Origin of the sequence: Algoriphagus pacificus (genome assembly GCF_017254845.1) — a bacterium.
Lineage (GTDB): Bacteria > Bacteroidota > Bacteroidia > Cytophagales > Cyclobacteriaceae > Algoriphagus > Algoriphagus pacificus.
Genome location: NZ_JAFKCU010000002.1, coordinates 216,288 through 231,602, shown reverse-complemented (window position 1 = coordinate 231,602; position 15,315 = coordinate 216,288). Strand labels below are relative to the sequence as shown.

General features: G+C 40.1%; 10 protein-coding genes and 1 pseudogene. All 11 read left to right on the top strand.

Features of this window, described 5'->3' with window-relative positions; all coding sequences use genetic code 11:
• The first annotated feature begins 14 nt into the window (after window positions 1–14).
• Window positions 15–3,026 carry a hypothetical protein gene (locus J0A69_RS07765; RefSeq protein ID WP_206586000.1) on the top strand — a complete coding sequence of 1,004 codons (3,012 nt, stop codon included), beginning with the start codon at window positions 15–17 and terminating at the stop codon, window positions 3,024–3,026.
• Window positions 3,023–3,841: a hypothetical protein gene (locus tag J0A69_RS07760; RefSeq protein ID WP_206585999.1), complete on the top strand. Its 819-nt coding sequence runs from the start codon at window positions 3,023–3,025 to the stop codon at window positions 3,839–3,841. The genes J0A69_RS07765 and J0A69_RS07760 overlap by 4 nt, the downstream gene beginning before the upstream one ends.
• A 2-nt stretch (window positions 3,842–3,843) precedes the next feature.
• A complete protein-coding gene (locus tag J0A69_RS07755; protein ID WP_206585998.1) occupies window positions 3,844–4,380 on the top strand; it encodes a hypothetical protein in 537 nt (178 codons plus the stop codon).
• A 21-nt stretch (window positions 4,381–4,401) separates the two neighbouring features.
• The gene (locus J0A69_RS07750; protein WP_206585997.1) at window positions 4,402–5,577 is read left to right on the top strand and encodes a glycosyltransferase; all 1,176 of its coding nucleotides are present in this window, start codon (window positions 4,402–4,404) and stop codon (window positions 5,575–5,577) included.
• 2 nt (window positions 5,578–5,579) lie between these two features.
• Window positions 5,580–6,077, top strand: a complete 498-nt coding sequence (locus tag J0A69_RS07745) for a GtrA family protein (RefSeq protein WP_206585996.1) — start codon at window positions 5,580–5,582, stop codon at window positions 6,075–6,077.
• Window positions 6,078–6,208: 131 nt separating this feature from the next.
• Complete coding sequence (locus tag J0A69_RS07740; protein ID WP_206585995.1) at window positions 6,209–8,428, top strand: T9SS type A sorting domain-containing protein; 2,220 nt, start codon at window positions 6,209–6,211, stop codon at window positions 8,426–8,428.
• A gap of 239 nt (window positions 8,429–8,667) precedes the next feature.
• Window positions 8,668–10,011 carry an ammonium transporter gene (locus tag J0A69_RS07735; RefSeq protein WP_236032730.1) on the top strand — a complete coding sequence of 448 codons (1,344 nt, stop codon included), beginning with the start codon at window positions 8,668–8,670 and terminating at the stop codon, window positions 10,009–10,011.
• A gap of 89 nt (window positions 10,012–10,100) precedes the next feature.
• Window positions 10,101–10,262 carry a twin-arginine translocation signal domain-containing protein gene (locus J0A69_RS22710; protein ID WP_317194850.1) on the top strand — a complete coding sequence of 54 codons (162 nt, stop codon included), beginning with the start codon at window positions 10,101–10,103 and terminating at the stop codon, window positions 10,260–10,262.
• A 12-nt stretch (window positions 10,263–10,274) separates the two neighbouring features.
• Window positions 10,275–12,608, top strand: a pseudogene (locus J0A69_RS07730) (phosphocholine-specific phospholipase C); the annotation flags it as partial.
• 102 nt (window positions 12,609–12,710) lie between these two features.
• Window positions 12,711–13,043: a DUF6660 family protein gene (locus J0A69_RS22770; RefSeq protein ID WP_394369873.1), complete on the top strand. Its 333-nt coding sequence runs from the start codon at window positions 12,711–12,713 to the stop codon at window positions 13,041–13,043.
• Between the two features lie 45 nt (window positions 13,044–13,088).
• Window positions 13,089–15,263 (top strand): TonB-dependent receptor, encoded by a 2,175-nt coding sequence (locus tag J0A69_RS07725; protein ID WP_206585994.1) that lies wholly within the window; start codon window positions 13,089–13,091, stop codon window positions 15,261–15,263.
• Window positions 15,264–15,315: the final 52 nt, after the last annotated feature.

The window sequence follows — 15,315 nt, the reverse complement described above, 5'->3', positions numbered from 1 at the left end:
ACCGAATTAAAAAAGTGAAAAATCAAGATCACATGCTTTGGAGTGAATTTCTAGGGAAAAGGCTTCTTTTGGTAGCCTTATCCCTAGGGCTCCTGACTCATGGCATCATTGTGTATTTCACTTTGCCGCAAACTTATGATGCCTATGTGCATATGTTTTTTGCGGATCATTATTCCAGATTCTGGTTTGAGCCTTGGGAATACCGCTGGTACACTGGTTTTCTGACCATCAGCTACCCTCCTTTGGTTCACCAGTTGATTGCGCTGATCAGTAAAATCTTCCCGCTTAAAATCGCTTTTGCCATCTATGCCATCACAGTATTCGAAGCGCTGATTTTAGGAGTATATCGATTTACCAAGATGTTTTACTCCAAGCAAACTGCGGGAGTAGCTGCAATCTTGGCGGTAGTATTGAGCTCCTTGGTAGAAACTCTTCACGTTTACGGGCAAGTTCCAACCCTTACAGGTCTTGCCTTTTTGCTGAATGCACTTCCATTCTTATACCAATACATCAAAACTTCAGACTGGAGGTATTTGATCATGGCGCTTGCATTTATTGCCGTAACTGTAAGTTCTCATCATGTTACCGCCATTTTCGGAATGGTCTTCTTTATTGCTCCAGCTATGCTGATGGCTTTAGTAGATGGCAATCCTGAATTAGGTAAAAAGAATCTATTTGGAAGATTCCTTGCCGGGCTAATCATCCTAGCTTGGAAGAAAAAGAAGGAAATCCTGCTTTTTGGGTTCTCCACCATCTTCTTGGCTATTTCGCTGATCTTTCCTTACTGGTATTGGAGCCGCACAGATCCAATTACACAGGTTTCTATTCCTCATGGATCAAGAGACAATTTCCTGGAGGAAACCAGCTCTGGATTGGTATTTTACATCATTCCCCTTTTGCTAATCTTCGCGTTATTACCTGCAATTTCTTTCTTGATCACTAAGAAGAAAAGGCATTTGGGCTGGGCAGTTTCATTCTTCACCTGTTTGCTTTTGGGTAGCGGTGGCACCACTCCTTTGCCGAAAATGCTTTTGGGAGAAAATGCCTTCAATATCCTGACTCTCGACCGATTCGGATTCTGGGCATCCATCATAGCGATTCCTTATATCAGCCATTTCTTGGTTTCCTTCATCGGAGGATCCATTAAAAATTATTGGACTGAAAAATATGGAGAAACTTCCCATTTCCTGATTTCCGGATTGAGCGGATTCTCCTACTTGCTCTTTATCATTTACATCTTTCACTTGGCAAGTTTCCGTCCTTTGCAGCCTAAAGCGGTTGAAATCGAGCCTATCATCAACTTCTTGAACAGAGATGACCACATGCGTTGGAGATACCTGACTTTAGGTTTTGGAGATCAGATGGCCTGGCTTTCTTCCAATACCTTGGCAGCGACAATCGATGGCAATTACCACTCAGCAAGAAGACTTCCTGAAATGACCTCCAGAGCTGTAGAGCGATTGGAAAATGCGAAATACTTGATGGAAGATGGTATGGCTTCTTTGAATGATTTCCTTACCCTGGCAGAAAAATACCAACTCAAATATGTGTTCAGCAACGACCGCTACTATGATCCACTGCTGTTTTATTCCGGATGGAATCGAACTATCCGATTGGAAAACGGAATCATGGTTTGGGAAAAGGGAAATATTTCCACTATTCAACCCATCAAACCAACTGAGCTAAATCCAATGCTTAAAAAGCTTTGGGGAATATTGCCAGTCAGTACGCTGATGGTGGCAATGGGCATGACCTTGATTTACTTATTCTACTTCAAGAAAACCCAAAAAGAATTGATCTCAGAGGAGGAAGTTTCTAACTATCCAAAAACGATAATTCATACTTCTGCATGGATTCCATTTATCCTTTTCAGCAGCTTTTTGATCTACCAGATCTACGAATTGCTGTTGATCGATGAGCAAAAAGATCCAGCAACTACCATTTATTCTCATTTCAACCATTTGGATTTCCAGCGATTTGAGGACGCATTCCAGTTTTTCAAACCTGGACCTGCCTACAGTTTGGATCAATACCTACTTGAGAAATCAGTAAGTGACGGAGGTCTTCTGCCTTCTTTTGCGAAACTGGATCATTTAGAGATCGACACTTTGGAGTTGAAAGAGAATTCGGCAAAAATGAGAATTCACAGCACGTGGAGAACATCATTGGGGCCAAGAGAAAAGGAGGAAGAAATGAACTTAGAAAAGATCGAAAACAAATGGTTTATCCTTCCTCCACAGTTTGAACTCGAAATCCCTGAGGAGCAGGTTATCACTTACACTTATACCCTTTTCAAGAAAATGGGGAAACGAGTAGTCAGCAGCTTCCCAACGGTAAAAGACGATCGGATCAAAAAACCATTTGCAGGTTTTTATCAAGCCAACCTGGTTCAGGTAGGCGAAGAATTGAACCTGACCGGAGAATTAATCAATGCAGATAACATTCCGATTACACTTGCTTTGAAAGCTATTGTCACTTATGAAAATGACAGCACGGTTAGCTTTTTCCCACAACGAAAAATCCATTACAACCTAGCTCCAAAAGCTTCCACTTGGTTTGAAATCCCTTTGGGAATTCAAGCACTAAAAGGAGACGCAAAAATCAAATCCATTTCATTGGAATTGGAAACTGACATTAGCGAGCGAGGCTATATCAGAGGAGGAGAACTTACTTATAAAGTTCTGTCAGAAGGCTCTCAAACTTCCCTTTTCGAAGCGGCTATGAAAAATCCATTTACAAATGAAATCACTATTCCCGGAGTCTTGATTTCAGAAAAGGATTCAGATGGAAAAATTATCCAAGTAGACCTTTGGACTTATCCAAAATCTATCAGAAGCGGTCTGGAAGCAACTTTTGAGATTCCTTTCCAAAAAATCGCAGGTAAATCGAAAGTCTTAAACCAGATCCCAATTCAGTTAAAAATAAATGGTCAAGAGCGTCAATTGCTTGAAAACCAACCAACATCCAAAGAAAGCATCAGCTTCTTACCGCATTGCTTTTTGTCACAAGAAATCTATTTACAATGAAAAGAACATCTTATTTCCTCTTCTTGGTTTTGGTTCTTTTCGCTTGTCAACAAGAACCAGTCAGCCAACCAAAATTCATAAACTCCGCCTCCTTCTTTGTGGTCAATCAAGACAGTTTGACCTTTGAAGTTGAGGGTAAAAACTGGACTGCTTGGATTCAAACTTCTGTTCAATTGATCAATCCTGAATTGACTCAGCAAAATAACCAGTTAACCATTACTCTAACTTCAAAAGAAGGAGTTATCGAAGGTCCGGCTTTTATCACACTTCAGGCAGGAGAGCAGCAGTTTAATTTCCCGATTTATCTAAAAAACCCAGATTCCAAAATTCAACTAGAAGACTTGAGAAGCCCTAAGACTGTTAACACAGATTCATCCATGGTTCAGCAACAAATTCTGTATGCTTTTGACGAATTCGGGAATTTGACAGAATTGGAAAATGGTAAGTATTTCCTAGAAAACTACCTGGAATTGGCTCCGAAAACGGGCACCTTCAAAGGCATTACCGGCACTGCAGTTTCCAGCTTTTATGTGGATCCGGGAACAGTAAAAACTATTCCTTTGACCTATTCCACAGATCCGATAAACCAAACTGTAACTATTAAGGCTGGCCCTCTACTGGATCAATTTGAAAACACAGTTTCCAATGGCACGCTAGTCCTTTTCTCCATGGAAAAAGCAGGAGAAAAGAAACTAATAGAAGCAGTCGTGCAAGATGCTTATAGTCAGTTCACTCTTCCGGTTTCGGAGGTCAAAAATACCAGTATCACTGCAAGAATTGCCCATATCACATCTCAAACTTTAACTCTCAAGTAATCATGACTAGATGGATATTCTTAGGCTTTTTGATGATAGTGGGAATCCTTCTTGCCTCTATGGCCAGGTTACAGGAAAAGAATGATGACATCCCTTATTTTCTCCGCTATGATTCTTTGGCAGCCAACTCCAATCCAATTATTGAGCTAGAGGTGGTTTCTACTCAGGTGCCTACGGAAGAGCAATTGGAGAAATTAAAAAAGGACTATGCTGCGATCTGGGCACATTTAAATCAGCTTTATCAGTATCCCAATCCAAAACCAAGCAAGGAAAGATTTACTGAGCGATTCTACCTACATCTTGCAAAAAACTACCAAGAAGGTGCCTCAGGCTCTATCCAAAGAAAAGATGTAAGTCACTCAATTCAAGTACAAACTTGGTCTAGAGATGGACTCTCTTGCAATATTCTGGACCAAAGAGCCGAATTCAACTTAACATTTCCTGATGGCTCGACAGAGACTCAAACCTCCAAAATTGCTTTGAGCCTTTTATTCCAAGGCGACAATTGGAGACTGGATGCCATCCGATTTATAGACTAAAAAATTTAAAAAAATACAATCATGAAATTAGCATTTATCACTCCCTACCCTCCAAGTCAGGTAACTTTAAACGAGTACGGATACCATTTAACCAGAAGCTTTTTGGGCAAAAACGGAATCGAGAAAATCTACATTCTCACCAATAACCTAGAAGATAACTCTGACTATTCTCGCTATGCCACTGAAGGTTTAGAAATCATTCCTTGCTGGGATTTCGACAGTTGGTTTACAGTATTAAACCTTCGCAAAAAACTGAAAGAACTGCAGCCAGATGCTGTGATTTTAAATCTCCAGTTCATGACGTTTGGAGCTGGTAAAATCCCTGCAGCTTTGGGACTCTTGACTCCTTGGATGTGCAAAATGCTCGGCATCCCTTCCGTGACCATTCTTCATAACATCACCGAAACAGTGAATCTGGAGACGATTGGTATGGCAAATAGCAAATTTAAGGGAAAGCTTTTCTTATGGATCGGTGAGCAATTGACCAAATTCATTTTGAAATCGGATTTAGTGGGAGTGACCATTTCCCAGTATGTCACAATCCTAAAAGACAAATACAAAGCGAATAACGTGATTCTGCTTCCTCACGGCAATTTTGAGCTTCCTGAGCGGAATTATGTCCCTGAGGATTCCAAGGAAATCAATCTGATGGCATTTGGAAAATTCGGTACCTACAAGAAAGCTGAAGTGATGATTGATGCGATGGAAATTTTGCAGGAAAAATACCCTCACCTGAAATTCACCTCTACCGTGGCAGGGACAGATAATCCGAATGTAAAAGGATACATCGATAGCTTAAAAAGCAAATATGCTCACTTGCCAAATGTGGAGTACACAGGCTATATCCCTGAGGAAAAAGTATCTCAAATCTTCTGGGACAGTTCTTTTGTGATTTTCCCTTACACCACGACTACCGGGAGTTCAGGGATTTTGCATCAGGCGGGAAGCTATGGAAGAGCTTGCATTTTGCCGAAAATAGATGACTTGGAGCGAGTGGTAGAGGAAGAAGGCTATGGTGGAGCTTACTTCGAAACAGACAATGCCGAAAGCTTGGCCAATGCGGTTTCCTTTTTGGTAGAAAACCCTGAAGAAAGAAAGAAGATCGAGGATCAGAACTACAAAGCTGCCAAAGGTCTCCCTATGAGTGAGCTTGCTCAATGGTATTTAAGTCATATCAACCAACTTATCACCAATTAATCATGATCTTACGATTGAACCGAGGGATTGAAGGCTTCTTACAGCTTTTCTACCCCATCTTCAGAAAATGGTTGGCCTTTGATATCTATGCATACCTAGCTGTTGGAGCGATCAACACTGCTTTAAACATCTTCTTGTTTGCCATCCTATACGAATTTATCCTTCCTAAAGAAGGCTGGATCTTTTCAGGATATTCAATAGCATCTTATACAGTGGCTTTACTAGTTGCATTCTTTGCAACCATACCAACAGGGTTCTGGCTCAGTAAGAATTTTGCATTCCGAAATGCGGCCACTGGAACCAAAAAAACAGGCAAACAACTCCTGAAATACATGTTGGTCGTGGGACAAGGTTTAGGCAGTGATTACCTGATTTTAAAGGGATTGATTCTGTTTTTAAATATGGAACCAACCCTTGCTAAAATCTTCTCTACTGTAATTGTTCTGACTTTCAATTACCTGCTTCAAAAGTACTTTACATTTAAAAAATCTGAGGCTTAATTTCCAAAATCTGGAATATCAAACCACCTATTCCCAAATACGGAATCAATAGAAATTTAAATAGCTGGTTTTCAGTTACTTATAATTTGGCAAATGAATTGGCATATTCTATCTGATTAATTGTCAAAATCATGGTAAAAAAGATCCTTTCTCTCCTACGCTTCCTTGTCATCTGGACATTTTTGGTCTGTTTCAGTCATTATGTATTCAGTCAGGAAGTCGATAATAAGAGATGTCCACAGATTTATAAAAGAAATAATGGAAATGGGCAACAGGTCACTGTTTTTGCTTCCAATATCAGTCCGGCAAGCATTTATTACCTAAGTGCGCTTTCAAAATTTAGTCAAGGCAACTTCACTTTTGGATGGGGAGAATCAATTCTTTTCCCACCAGTAGTAACTAAATACTGGATTACTACCACGGCAGGCGACAAATATTTAGACTGGGCATTTGGGAATAATTCCACAGGTAGCCCATTCAACCCTCCAGGAATTCCTTCAGGAAATGAAGTTCAATACACATTTTACAACAATAACCTTCCTACCGCTGGCTTAATCACAATTGAATTTTCGGATCCTCAAGACGGGTTACCACTATGTACCTGTACCTATGCTCTGACTTCTGGTACCTCCACAGAGGTATCCATAGTCAATCAAGACAACCTACGTGTCAGTTCTGGAAGCGACGGCGGATTGGAAAGTAAAAGCTTGGGAACTGCAGTCGTAAATCAAGTCTTTGAAAGATTTACCGATGGAAATATTCCTTTGGACTATCGTAAAAAAGAAAATCTCCAAAATTTCAAAAAAGCTAAAATCAATGGGATGCAGCTCTCTGCATTTATTCCTGATGAGCAAGTTTTAGGATCAGATTACAAAGGTTACATCACCAGTCCATCAGAATTATTGGATATAACGAATGCTGAAGAAGTAATCTCTGTTGATTATTTAACCCAAGGAAACAACCTTGCTACTTTTTTTGCCACAAAAACTTCCAACAAAGTCTACGAGCATTCCAAATATGTTTGCGATAGGCTCAAAGGTGCCGAGATACTCTCCATAGACAGTGTGCAGGTAGGTAAATTCAATTTAATCCGAAGTCTCTTAAAACCTGAATCAGGATTGAATGAATATGCGGTTTCCTTTTCGGTTGGAATGAATGCCAACTCCGACGAATTCCATTTACAATCCGCTTGGTTATTAGAGGATTATAGGACAGAAGAAAGCTTTTATAATTTTCAGTTTTGGAGTGCTGATGGGAAACTCCTTCAAGCCATGATCGAAAACGTACTTTCTCAGTTGACATCTTTTGGAAGGCTAAACCAGACCGTCTCCAAAACCAATCCAGCTCTATTTGTAAGTAAAACAGAAAGAGACCTATCGGATCCCAGCAAAGTACATCTCAGTATATGGAACAGGACTTTGCAAAACTCTGCCAAAATCCAACTCACCTCCAAGATCAATGAAAATACCGAAACAACTGAGCTTAAAACCCTTGAAGTTTCTTTGAATCCTCTTGGCTCTACAAACTTAACCTTGGATGTACAGGATTTTGCAGAGGTAGCTATTGACTTATTGGATCAAGGAAATAAAACTGATTATCTCTATCAAAGTGATGGAATCTGGGCACATTACCTGCCAGAAGGAGGACAACTTATTCGCTACCAAGTCCAGAATGCTAACAACCCAGAAATCAAAGCTGGAGAATATCCAATATTCAGAAATGTAGACTTTGCTGCCTCAGGTTCAGAATATGCTACCGTTTACAAAACCATCAAAGGAGGAGCCATCCCTGCAGATTTAAGCAATTATTCCTATTTGAATTTCAATGCTTCAGGGGTTGGGAAATTAACTATTCGACTTGTTAAAGCCTCGGTCCAAAATTTCGATGCCCATTATAGCTACACGTTTGATTTACAACAAGAATCCAAGGCTTATAGCATCCCATTGGATCACTTTAGTTCCAAGGAATTAAAAGAGAAAGTAAATCTAAATGACCTGGTAATCCTTTCTTTTACTGGGGCTAGTCAACGCGATATTGAGATCAACCTTAACAACATCCGTTTCTCAAATGAAAAGGAATTGACCCTCTCAGAAAATCGTGAAATAAAAGTGTTCCCAAATCCTTTTCAGGAACAGACGAACATTCTCTTCGAATCTCAATTTGGTGGTCAAATGGAATTGGGCATATACCAAATTGACACTGGAAGCCTGGTGGAAAGTCACATTATTGAGACGAAAGCTGGCCAGAACCAACAACAACTTGAGTTTGGAAGGGGTATGAAAAAAGGTGTTTATGTTATAAAAATCTCTTCCAATCTGGAATTCCTGACCTCAAAATTACTGCTTCAATAAATGGTTTTTATCCAAGAGAAAGCCTTTTCAGAAATCCGTAAAAAGAATTTTATCTCGATCTTAAAAAAATTAATCCTTTGTGATCAAAGACTAAAATCAGAGATAACCTCTTAATTATAAACGTATTACCATTCGGTTCTTTTCATTACTTTATAGGGGTGATTCAGTAAATAATGATTTTTAATTCTGCAATCAGCAAATTATTCAGAATAAAAAATTAAATCCATTATTTTTGGACCATGAATAAAACGAGTATGAAGTTCAAGTGGAAACTTGCCTTCTTGATTACAATTGCAGCACCGGTACTGGGCTTATTTTGGAAACACGCCAGTCCGGTTTTAGAAAATTTCGGAACAGTAGATGACTTGGTATTTGCAGACATCGCCTGGCTTCTCACAGCTTCCTGTCTGGTACTATTGATGACGCCAGGTCTTTCCTTGTTTTATGGGGGAATGGTAGGTAAGAAAAACCTGATTTCTACCATGCTTCAAAGCTTCATTTCTTTAGGTGTCGTAACAATGCTCTGGGTAGTCGTAGGTTTTAGCCTTGCTTTTGGAGACCCAATCGGAATTACTATTGATGGAAATACCTATGGAATCATTGGGAATCCCTTCCAATATTTATTCTTTGATCAAGTGGCCGAATTGCCTCATAAAGCATTAGGAACCACCATTCCTTTTATCCTTTTTGCTTTATTTCAGATGAAATTTGCTGTGATCACCCCTGCCATCATCACAGGATCTTTTGCGGAACGAGTAAGGTTTATCGGCTACCTATTCTTCATTGGCATTTTCTGCCTTTTCGTTTATGCTCCACTTTGCCATATGGTTTGGCATCCGAACGGACTAATCGGCTCTTTCTTTGGCGTTCTGGATTTTGCCGGAGGAACAGTCGTACATATCAGTGCCGGGATGGCTTCATTAGCTGGAGCCTTATTCTTAGGCAAAAGGAATAAACCTCACCACGAACCTTCCAACATTACTTATGTATTGCTTGGCACCGGAATGCTTTGGTTTGGTTGGTTTGGATTCAATGCTGGTTCTTCATTCGGAGCGAATGGAACTGCCGCACTTGCCTTCGCTACAACGACTATCAGTTCCGCCACAGCCATGATGACTTGGGTCTTATTTGACAGAATTCAGGGAAGAAAAATTTCTGCTCTACAGGCTTGTATCGGAGCTGTGGTAGGTTTGGTAGTTATCACCCCTGCTGCTGGATATATCACCGTTCCGGAAAGCTTCTTTTTTGGAGCGGTAGGTGCAATTGTTTCAAACCTAGCTATGAATGCCAAATTCCTAAAGAAAATAGACGACACTTTGGATGTCTTTGCCTGCCATGGGATCGGAGGAATTATGGGGATGATCCTTACGGCCATTTTTGCAGGGAAAGAAGGTTCTAGTCTACTGCATGGAGGAATCGGAGTGTTTGCATCCCATATGGTTGTATTGATTGGCGTATGTATTTTCTCCTTTGGTATGGGATACCTGATTTTCTTTATCCTCAACAAATTCGTCACGCTTCGTGTCAGAGAAGAATACGAGGAAATCGGACTGGATATTTCTCAACATGGAGAGTCTATTTAATCATCGGATTATTTTTGGTAATAATAAACTAAAGCAAAATTAACCCGGGGATATTGGCCTAAATCCCTCGCAGAAGTTAATTTTCAAATATGAATGAATCCAGGAGAGAATTTCTCAAAAAATCAGCACTTTTAACCGGAGCAGCTGGGCTCTGGCAGGTATTACCAAGTTCTATTGAAAAGGCAATGGCCATTAGTCCTGATCCGGGTACTACGTACGAAAATGCGAAGCATGTCATTATGCTGATGTAAGAAAACAGATCTTTTGATCATTGTTTTGGAACTCTCCGAGGAGTACGCGGCTATAATGACCCAAGGGCTATAACTATTCCTGGCAACCTCCCGGTTTGGATGCAGGCCGATAATCAAGGCACCCACTTCCCTCCTTTCCGACTGGATATTCAAGCTACGAAAGCCACTTGGATGCGTGACATTCCCCATTCTTGGGAAAACCAAGTAGATGCCAGAAACCAAGGCAAATACAATGGATGGATTGAGGCCAAAAGACCGGGAAGAGAAGAATTTAAAGACGTCCCATTGACAATGGGCTATTATACCAGAGAGGACATCCCTTTTTACTATGCATTGGCTGATGCCTTTACTGTTTTTGACCAGCACTTTTGTGCTGCTTTGACAGGGACAACTACCAATAGAAGTTATTTCTGGACAGGTAAAACCCATGGCGAAAAAGGGGCAAAGGCGAAAGTTAGAAATGGGGAAGTCAACTACCAAAATGAAGCTCAGTGGACGACTTTTCCGGAAAGGTTAGAACAATTAGGCATTTCTTGGAAAGTCTATCAAAATGAAATCAACCTTCCTTCTTTAGTGCAAGACTCTTCTTTGCTGGCAAATTTCTCGGACAACAACTTAGAGTGGTTTTCTCAATACCATGTATTTTTCAGTCCTGGCTATTATGAATTTTTAGAGAAGCAAAAACCAGTTATTGAAGCTGAGTTGGCAGAATTCGATCAAAATGGAATGCCTGAGGGTGCAGGAGATGGTTATTTAAAAGAAATCGAAAAGAAGCGAGAAGAACTGAAGATGGTGACTGAACATCTGATTAAATACCATCTTGATAATTTTGAAAAGCTTCCTGAATTTGAAAAAAGCATCCACAGAAAGGCCTTTGTCAGAAACACAGGGGACAAGGATTTTCAAAAAACCGAAAAAATAAACTATTCAGAAGACGGAGAAGAAAGAAGCGTTGAAGTTCCAAAAGGAGATATATTATACCAGTTCCGAAAAGATGTGGACGAAGGCAATTTACCAGCTGTGACATGGTTGGTGGCTCCCCAGAAATTCTCCGATCACCCGAGTGCCCCTTGGTATGGTGCATGGTTTGTTTCTGAGGTTTTGGATATCCTGACAAAAAATCCAGAGGTTTGGAAAAAAAGCATTTTCATCTTGAACTATGATGAGAATGACGGGTATTTTGATCATCAACCTCCATTTGTCGTTCCTGACCCGAGAAATCCTGCCGAAGGATTAATTTCCAAAGGAGTGGATACAGATGGGGAATATGTGTACAGTGAGGACGAAAAAAAGGAAGGATTTAAAGAAAAAGATTGTAGAACCAGCCCTGTTGGATTAGGGTATCGGGTTCCTTTGATAGTCGCATCTCCTTGGACTCGAGGCGGATATGTCAATTCTCAAGTTACAGACATCACTTCAACCATTCAGTTTTTAGAAAATTTCTTAAGTAAAAAGACTGGCAAAAAAGTCGAGGAACCGAATATTTCCGAGTGGAGACGAATGGTTTCCGGGGACTTAACTTCTGCTTTTAGGCCATACAATGGGGAACCTTTGGAAAAGCTAAAGCCAATCAACCGAAATGAGTTTATGACTCAAATCCATAAAGCCCAGTTTAAAGCTTTGCCGGATAATTTTATGGCTATTCCTACTTCTGAAGCGAAAAATTGGAGTACCGCTCGTTTACAAAAAGAAGGAAGTCTTCCAGTACAGGAAAAAGGTAGCAGACCTTCTAATCCTCTGAATTACGATCTTCGGGTAAATGGTAAGCTCAAAGATGATAAAAAGACATTCCAAATCAGCTTTGAAGCATCCAAGGAATTATTTGGAGAAGAATCCTTGGGAGCACCATTCCAGGTATACGCTCCTGGAAAATTCAGAAGTATGGATTCCAAAAAATGGGAGGAGGCAAGAGTTTGGCAGTTTGCGGTGAAAGCCGGGGACAAGTTGGAATATGCATGGCCATTGGCAGATTTTGAGGATGGAAAAGTCCACCTCAGAGTCTACGGACCCAATGGCTTTTACAGAGAATACAAAGGATTCTCATCCTCATCAATTCTCGACATTGAGTTGTGGCCTGTGCAAATGGGTGGTTCTATCAGTAGATCTGTAAACTTAAAATTGACCAGTCACTTAGGACCTTCTGCTATTCAAATCGTAGAAAATAATTATCGAGAAGGAGAATATTCAATCCCTTTGGCAACTGGAAAGTCAATCCTCAAAGAACTGGATTTTGAATCTTCTCAGGGATGGTATGATTTCACGGTTAAAACTGAAGGATATGAAACCACTTTTGCAGGAAGACTCGAAAATGGTGAAGAAAGTATATCGGATCCATTGCTTTCCTGATATTAAAATCATAATTCATAACTCTAAAGCTTCGTAAATCACGAGGCTTTTTTAATTGACTTATGATTCTTTTATCTATTGATTGATTTTTACATTTGAGGAATGAAAGTATTCTCGGTTTTCATGGCATTATTCTCTTTTTGGCTGACAAGCATGCCTTGTTGTAGCGCGGAAAATAGCTGTGATAATACCGAAGTTATCCAAGAAACAGATTTAGGATCTGAGGAAGATTGTGATGACCATTTGCCTTGTTCCCCATTTTATTCCTGTGGTAGCTGTATAGGGTTTTCTACAGAGAAATTCTCTTTCCCTCTTCTTTCCGTTTCCGAAGAAATTAAATCTGAACCTATACTTTTTTGGAAAGCGCCTCATTCGGAGCAACATAGCATGAGACTTGTAAAGCCCCCGGGCAAAACTGATTCTTTTTTGGCCTAGCTCAAATTGAGCTTTTTCATCTAGTTTTCATTCGATCAATCAATCATGCTAAAATATTTATTAGTAGGCATTTCCCTATTTATCTGTCACCTTGCCTATTCCCAAACCGACTACCAAGCTATAATCATTGACAAAGACTCGGGAGATCCTTTGGTTGGAGCTACTGTTTTGTTAAAAGAAATATCTCTCGGAGCTGTTTCTGATGTAAATGGTTTGGCAGTCCTTGAGCAAGTACCAGATGGCACTTTTACCCTGGAAATTCGGTATCTGGGCTATGAAACCCTGCGAATCAAAAGGACTTTTCCTGTAAGCAATTCTGAGATGCCAGAGGAATTTTCTCTTGATCATTCTGAGGAAGAGATGGAAGAACTGATTGTTCAATCCAATCGGAGTTCCAGAGTCATAGAGGATGTTCCGACAAGGGTAGAAATCATTGCAGGAGAGGAACTCTCAGAAAAAGGAAACATGAAACCAGGAGATATCCGGATGCTTCTCAATGAAAGTACGGGAATTCAAACTCAGCAGACCTCCGCTACGAGTTACAACTCCAGCATTAGAATCCAAGGTTTGGATGGAAAATACACCCAACTATTGAGAGATGGGCTTCCCTTATATGCAGGGTATTCTTCTGGGTTGAGCCTGATGCAAATCGCACCTATGGACTTAGCTCAAGTGGAAGTAATCAAAGGAGCCTCCTCTACCCTATATGGAGGAGGAGCCATCGCTGGATTGGTTAATTTGATTTCCAAAAGCCCTCAAGAAGAACCCGAATTATCCGTAATGCTCAATGGAACTTCCGCTTTGGGATTAGACGCAAGTGCCTTTTACTCTGCAAAAAAAGGAAAAATAGGAACAACCATTTTCACATCCTACAACAAAGGAACTGCTTATGACCCTGCAGATATCGGATTGACTGCCATCCCAAAATTCGACCGATGGACCATCAACCCAAAACTTTTCTGGGACATTCATCCCAATTCAAGTTTAATCCTCGGGTTGAACTTAATGAAGGAGGATAGATTGGGAGGAAATTTAGATTTTATCCAAGGCGAGGAAGTATCAAGCCCTTATTTTGAAAAAAATACCACGAATCGTATTTCCACTAGCCTGAACTATGATCTTCAACTAAATGAAGCAACTCAATTTCAAGTAAAAAACAGTTACAGCTATTATGACAGAAGCATAGAAATCCCTGATTTCCTGTTTTCCGGAAAGCAATATTCTTCTTTCTCTGAAGTGAACATCAGCAGCAAAGGAAATCAATCAGAATGGATTGGTGGACTGAATTTATGGACAGATCAATTCGTCCAAAAAGAAGGAAATGAAAACTCTCCTCTTGATTACAATCTGAACACCTATGGAGCATTTGTCCAAAACCTATGGAATGCATCCGAGCAATGGACTTTTGAAACAGGATTCAGGCTGGATTATCAGAAAGAGTATGGAGTATTTCCCTTGCCGAAGCTCTCAGCCATGTACAAACCTACCGATGCACTCACATTTCGACTTGGCGGCGGATTGGGATATAAATCCCCAACCGTATTTACAGAAGATGCCGAGCGGATTCATTTCCAATATATTTCGCCTATAAATCCCGACCTTTTTGAGGCAGAAAAATCATCTGGAGCGAACCTAGACCTCAATTACAAAGTCGCATTTGGAGAGGAACTGTCTTTGGTAGCCAATACCCTTTTATTTTATACCAGCATTCAAAACCCATTCTTACTTACTCCAACAGGGAATAATTATGAATTTCAACAGCCCACAGGAAACTTGGAGACGAAAGGTCTGGAGCTTAACATGAAATGGAATTACAAGGATTTCAAACTGTTTGTAGGATATACTCTTGCCGATGTTCATCAACAATACAATGATATAAAATCAACTTATCCTTTGGTGGCAAAACACCGCATCAACAATGTGTTGATGTATGAAAAGCATGAGAATTTTTGGATCGGTCTGGAAGCATATTATTTCAGTCCTCAGCAACTGAATGATGGGGTGGAAGGAAAATCCTATTGGATTATGGGATTGATGAGTGAGAAGAAATTTGGAGAATCTTTTTCCATATTCCTGAATTTTGAAAATTTTCTGGATACCCGCCAAACCCGGTTTGACACCATTTATACAGGCAGTATTTCTAATCCTGAATTCAGGGATATTTACGCCCCTGTGGATGGATTCGTCATCAATGGAGGAATCAAATTCCGGATATTGTAAAAAAATACACTGAAAATATACTATGAGAAAATAAACCAGTACTTATAAAAAA

What these genes read in the sequence shown, in the direction of transcription:
- J0A69_RS07760 (WP_206585999.1), top strand. Translation starts at nt 3,023, where the DNA reads ATGAAAAGAACATCTTATTTCCTCTTCTTGGTTTTGGTTCTTTTCGCT.
- J0A69_RS07740 (WP_206585995.1), top strand. Translation starts at nt 6,209, where the DNA reads ATGGTAAAAAAGATCCTTTCTCTCCTACGCTTCCTTGTCATCTGGACA.
- J0A69_RS07745 (WP_206585996.1), top strand. Translation starts at nt 5,580, where the DNA reads ATGATCTTACGATTGAACCGAGGGATTGAAGGCTTCTTACAGCTTTTC.
- J0A69_RS22770 (WP_394369873.1), top strand. Translation starts at nt 12,711, where the DNA reads ATGAAAGTATTCTCGGTTTTCATGGCATTATTCTCTTTTTGGCTGACA.
- J0A69_RS07735 (WP_236032730.1), top strand. Translation starts at nt 8,668, where the DNA reads ATGAATAAAACGAGTATGAAGTTCAAGTGGAAACTTGCCTTCTTGATT.
- J0A69_RS07750 (WP_206585997.1), top strand. Translation starts at nt 4,402, where the DNA reads ATGAAATTAGCATTTATCACTCCCTACCCTCCAAGTCAGGTAACTTTA.
- J0A69_RS07725 (WP_206585994.1), top strand. Translation starts at nt 13,089, where the DNA reads ATGCTAAAATATTTATTAGTAGGCATTTCCCTATTTATCTGTCACCTT.
- J0A69_RS22710 (WP_317194850.1), top strand. Translation starts at nt 10,101, where the DNA reads ATGAATGAATCCAGGAGAGAATTTCTCAAAAAATCAGCACTTTTAACC.
- J0A69_RS07755 (WP_206585998.1), top strand. Translation starts at nt 3,844, where the DNA reads ATGACTAGATGGATATTCTTAGGCTTTTTGATGATAGTGGGAATCCTT.